Here is an 833-nt window from a genome sequence, read left to right as displayed (position 1 = left end):
CGGCCACAGCCTCGTTGAGCCCCGGTGTCCGTTCCTGCCCGTCGCCCCCCAGTTTCGCCATGGCCCACAGCAGGCTGGTGATTTCCTGTGGTTTAAAGTCAGCTTTCTGTGCGATTACATGGGGCAACAGCGCGGCCACGGCCTCGTTGAGCTCTGGTGTCTGTTGCTGCCCGTTGTCCACCAGTTTCGCCATGGCCCACAGCAGGTTGGCGATTTCCTGTGGTTTAAAGTTAGCTTTCTGCATGTTCACGTGGGACAACAGCGCGGTCACGGCCTCGTTGAGCTCGGGTGTCTGCTCCAGGCCGTTGTTTACCAGTTTCGCCATGGCCCACAGCAGGTTGGTGATTTCCTGTGGTTTAAAGTCAGCTTTCTGTGCGTTCACGTGGGGTAACAGCACAGCCACAGCCTCTTTGAGCTCTGGTGTCTGCTTCTGCCCGTTGTCCACCAGTTTCGCTGTGGCCCACAGCAGGTTGGCGATTCCCTGAGGAAGAAATTGGTCTTTCTGTGCTTTCACGAGGGGCAACAGCGCGGCCACCGCTTCTATAAGCTCCGGTGTCCACTCCCCGTTGTCCACCAGTTTCGCCGCGGCCCAGAGCAGGTTGACGATTTCCTGTGGTTTAAAGTTAGCTTTCTGTACGTTCACATGGGGCAACAGCGCGGCCACGGCCTCTTTGAACCCTGGTGTCTGCTCTGGCTTGTTGTCCAGCAGTTTCGCCATAGCCCAAAGCAGGTTGGTGAATTCCTGTGGTTTAAAGTTAGCTTTCTGTGCGTTCACATGGGGCAACAGCGCGGCCACGGCCCCGTTGAACTCTGGCGTCCGCTGTTGCCCGCTG

The 833-nt window shown here is 57.7% G+C and carries 1 protein-coding gene; it reads right to left on the bottom strand.

Annotated features, from left to right (window positions below):
* On the bottom strand, positions 1 to 833 hold an 833-nt coding region (locus J7439_RS25660), incomplete at both ends, for a DUF1601 domain-containing protein (protein ID WP_209204893.1).

The organism is Salinisphaera sp. G21_0, from assembly GCF_017744115.1.
GTDB lineage: Bacteria > Pseudomonadota > Gammaproteobacteria > Pseudomonadales > Endozoicomonadaceae > Endozoicomonas.
The sequence above is the reverse complement of the archived record's forward strand: the minus strand, read 5'-3'. Positions and strand labels throughout refer to the sequence as shown.